At 50.0% G+C, this 4,466-nt stretch carries 3 protein-coding genes; all 3 read right to left on the bottom strand.

Annotated elements, in window-relative coordinates:
- Positions 1-237: 237 nt before the first annotated feature.
- Entirely contained in the window at positions 238-1,917 is a 1,680-nt protein-coding gene (locus ABYW01_RS14985) for a diguanylate cyclase domain-containing protein (protein WP_372834138.1), read from the bottom strand.
- A gap of 358 nt (positions 1,918-2,275) precedes the next feature.
- Complete coding sequence (locus tag ABYW01_RS14990) at positions 2,276-3,577, bottom strand: TRAP transporter large permease (protein WP_372834142.1); 1,302 nt, start codon at positions 3,575-3,577, stop codon at positions 2,276-2,278.
- Positions 3,574-4,242, bottom strand: a complete 669-nt coding sequence (locus ABYW01_RS14995) for a TRAP transporter small permease (protein ID WP_372834145.1) — start codon at positions 4,240-4,242, stop codon at positions 3,574-3,576. Before ABYW01_RS14995 ends, ABYW01_RS14990 begins: the two co-directional genes overlap by 4 nt.
- Between the last annotated feature and the right edge of the window lie 224 nt (positions 4,243-4,466).

A 4,466-nucleotide genomic window follows, 5' to 3' on the forward strand; every position in this document is an offset into this window, starting at 1 on the left:
ACACCGTGACAGGAAATACAGGAGGTTCGGAACTCATCAGAGCCTATAAGTTCTTCTTCAGCAGAAACTTCACTATGCCACTTCAATTGATCTGCTAAATCAAGATGATTTGACCGCACGGAATTGTGCGCGCCCTCCAGATTGACTTATATCAATTCTATTTTGGCTAAGAGGGAATCAGGATGAGGATAGAAGTACATCGTCCTGGCGTCTCCTGCGGATCAGTGTGCTTACATGTTATCCCGCTATTTCTGCTATGTGCACGCGGTCGGTGCCATAAACACAGTACTGTCCTTTACCCGCTCTTTTGGCTTGATACATCGCGGAATCTGCATTTTGGAGAAGTGCCTTGATGTTCCGGTCACTATTATCCGATAGCGCTACACCAATACTGGTCGACACTTGAACACTGTCTATGCCGTTCGGCAGCATAATAGGTTCGCTGATGCCGTTAATTATTCGTAAGAACAGCTCGCGTAGCCGTTCAGCATCGTTAAAGCCGGGGAGTAACAAGACGAACTCATCACCACCCACTCTCGCGGCGGTATCAGACTCACGAAGAAAGGATTGCAGCCTCTCGGCGACTGTCTTTAAAACTAAGTCTCCAACATGGTGACCGTAACAGTCATTGATCTCTTTGAACTCATCCAGATCCAGAACGCATATGGCCGAGAAGCTATCCAATCGGTGTTCTGAGGTGAGGGCGATCTTAAGGCGATCATTTAGTAGTAGACGGTTAGGAAGGCCGGTCAGTGCATCAAAGTATGCCAGTTCATCCAGGACTTTTTGTCTTTCGAGGAGTTTGGCGTTTAAGACGGATAGGGTTTTCGCGTGCTGTGATGATTTGGCCATGAGCAACGCGATCATCAGAGTGAGAGAAAGCAGAGCGGCTAACAGTAACCAGGGCTGCTGACTTCTGTTGGCGGATAAAAACTCAGGTGACGCATGAAGTTCTAGCATCCACTTCCGGCCTGGAATATGGAGGGGGAAGCGGGTTTTGATTGATGGTGGGTGGATGTCTGCCACATTAGGCGCGGTCGTGTTAGTCGCCACTGTACCAGCACTTAATCGGGGATAGATCTGAATGGGCTCTTCGGTAGAGACATCAAACAGCTTCATACCGATATCTCTTGTGCTTAACGCGTCCTGTAGCTTGAGCAATAGGATTTCCGGTCGCAGCATTAGGATGATGTAACCTTTTAGCGCGTTCCAGCGTTCTGTCGGTGTATTGATAGGCTTTTCATTGTTGTAGATAGGATGGTACATGGCGACCGCAAGTGGCCCATCAGGGTCCTGAACGATAGGGAAGGGCGGTGTGGTGTCTTTGGTACCATTCTTTGCTGCATCGCGGATGGTAATGGTATTAAAGGGGCGCGCTAATGGATCAAGGCCAACCGCTTTACGATTCGGTTCTAAAGGTTCTGCGTAAAAAATGGGGAAGTATTCCTTACGATTAGGGGCTCGGACGACTGTATCAGCCTCTTCAGATACATCGAATATCCCTAGTGGAGCCAGGCCCAATGAAGTCAGTCTGGCCTCGTAGTGCGTCCGTTGGGTGTCAGGTATGCGAGGTGCCCAATGAACGGCAGTAATTTCCTGATGTTTCTCCAGTACGGTATTTGCGAATTGTCGGTATTCCTCTCGAGAAGGTTGTGTCCGTGCCTCAAACAGGCCAGCGAACGAGGTTGATAGCATGGTTGATTGCTCAATCAGTCCCTGAACTCTCAGGCTTTGGGTTTGAGCGTATTGTGCGAAGTCGGCACGGATGCGTTCATCTTCGTAGGACCGGCTAACGTGGAATGCACTTTGCGATAGCAGGATACCGAGTATGAAGACAAAAATTGCAGGTAGGAAGATTGCAGCGCCAAGAGGCTGGCATCCTTTCTCATTCTCTTGCTCAGTCAATTTATTTAACACCACTGCATTCCCAACGTTGTCACAAAATACATAGATATCAGTGCGTCTCGTTCTTTATCGTTTAATAATGAACTTGATTTAATGTAGACGAGATAAATGGATTAAGCGCAATTAAAATGTAAAAAACATTAGTATCAATGGGATGCGCGTTATTTTTTTGTGTGGGGTGGCTTTTTGTTGCTATGGTCTCAAACGGTGTTTTTAGTTTTTATGTTTGAAAATATGTTGGGATATGATGATCTTAGCTTCCGTAAGAAGCGTTGGTGGGTTCTACTGGTAGGGAAAAAGGCGCCGTTGTATCAGAACAACGACGCAAAGGATGTCGCGGTAAAGCGATCTAAGCGGAGAGGTAGTGCAATTAGTAACCGAGCAATAACTTCGGCAAGAACAGGGACAGTTCCGGGACGAAGGTCACCAGGAACACCATCGGCAAGTGGCCAAAGCAGAGGAACTTCAACGTCGGGGTGATATAACGGTCAAGCGACAGTTTGCTTACCCCGCCTGCCATATAGAGCATGGGTGCGCAGGGTGGCGAAACATTACCCAAACCAAGGTTAACCCCCACAACGGCCGCGAAGTGGATCGGATCAATACCCAGTTCGTTGATGATTGGCAGGAAGATAATGGCTGCCAATACACTGCCGGAAATGTCATCGACGATCATGCCGATCAGCAGCAATAGCAGGTTGATCAACAGCAAAATCACGTATTTGTTGTCAGAAATCTCCAGCAAAGCCAGCGCAAGATCACGCGGAACTTGCTCCAGAATCATGGCGCGACTCATGATGAACAGGAAAAACAGCACCGCCATGATCGAGCCGGTCATCGTAACCGCTCGTACGGTTACCGCCCCCAAACTGCTCAATGACATGCCTTTGTAGATAAACAGGCCCACAGGGATCGCGTAGATTACGGCTATCGCGGCTGCTTCTGTTGGCGTGGCAATACCGCTGTAGATCGCACCCAGAATGATCAGGGGCATCAACAGTGCAAAGGCTGCGTGATAACCTGTCTTAGCAACGCCTTTTGCGGCTTGTGCAAATGGCAGTGGTGCATCGACCTGAATATCCGGATTATTGCGTAGGAACCAGATGTTCAGACCGCAGTACAGCAGCGTTAGCAGGACGCCGGGGATGATAGTGGACAGGAATGCTGCGCCTACCGATAAACCGCCAGTGATTGAAAATACAATCATTGGAATGCTCGGCGGAATTAGCAAGGCCAGTACAGATGAGCAGGCAACCAGTGCCGTTGCATGACCTGCAGGATAGCCCTCACGGACCATACGCGGAATCATAATCTGACCGACCGCAGCAATCGCCGCAGAAGAACTGCCAGAGATCGCACCGAATAACGCGCAGGTCAGCACAGTGACGGCGCCAAGTCCGCCTTTGATGCGTCCGACAATGGAGTTAACGAAGTTCAGTAATCGCTCTGAGATCCCTCCTTCTGCCATTAGCAGGCCGGCAAAGATAAACAGTGGCAGCGCCAGTAGGGCAAAGCCGCTGGCCGTCTTAAAACCATGCGGGATCAGGAATGAGATGTTGTTGCCGGTGGTGAACGCAAACATCACGGCGCCGATGCCAAAGGCAAATGCCACCGGTATTTCGATCAGGATCAGGATGACAACAACGAGCATAGCGACAAGAAATAATGTCATTGCGCAGCCTCCTTGGTGTTTAGTGATTTTCTAGCGCGGTGCTTACGGCGCAGGTCACGGAATTCGTTGATTGTTTCGAGCAGGAAGTAACCCACCATCATCGCGAAACCGACGATCATGCTGGCGCTCCATAAGCCACGCGGCCAGCGCAGGTTAATACTCAGGCGGTCCCGGTCCAGTTCCTTGATTGCGTATTTACAAGCGAAGTAACCAAAGATACAGGCGGCGATCATGCAGGTGATGGAACCGATAAAGCGGATCATGTTGACCTTATAGGGGTCTTTTACGATCAGGCTGACAATACCGCCGTGAATGTGCTCACGTTCGCGGGTGGCGTATCCCATGCCGAGGAAATAGATCCAGACTGCGAGCAGGATGGAGGCTTCTTCAATGCCGGTAAATGGCGACTCAAGCACATAGCGCATGATGACCTGAGCAAACATCAGGAAGGCCAGGCCCAGGCCCGCCAGCATCATCATAGCGCGGAACATCCAGTTCAGGATTCGCTCGAAACGAATCAGATAGCCGTCAACTTTGTTATTGGGTTGTTCTGGAATCGCGTGTAAGTGGGGAGGAATAGGGTGTTTACTCAGATCTGGATCATAATCGTAGATCTTGGTGTCACCCACGGATTTAACAGGTGTGAAAAGCTTGTCTTGTTGCATGGTACTGATCCTGAAAAGAGTATCCGGGAGGGGTATCGCCCTTCGGGCCCTCGCTGTCCCGATATTGGGGGTCAGGACAGCGAGGAGGGCGATACCAAAACGGTTCGGGAAGGTGCGAACAAGTCCTGTAGGCGCTCTGGCTGTCGGGAGGGTTCACAATCGAGAAAGCACTTTGCAGGAATGTTGAAACCTTTCAAAAAGTGCTGACGCTGGGTGTGGGCCCT

The sequence above is a fragment of the Pontibacterium sp. genome (assembly GCF_041587635.1).
Lineage (GTDB): Bacteria > Pseudomonadota > Gammaproteobacteria > Pseudomonadales > Balneatricaceae > Pontibacterium.

Excerpts from the sequence above, each read along its gene's own strand:
- ABYW01_RS14990 (WP_372834142.1), bottom strand. The coding sequence starts at position 3,577 with ATGACATTATTTCTTGTCGCTATGCTCGTTGTTGTCATCCTGATCCTG.
- ABYW01_RS14995 (WP_372834145.1), bottom strand. The coding sequence starts at position 4,242 with ATGCAACAAGACAAGCTTTTCACACCTGTTAAATCCGTGGGTGACACC.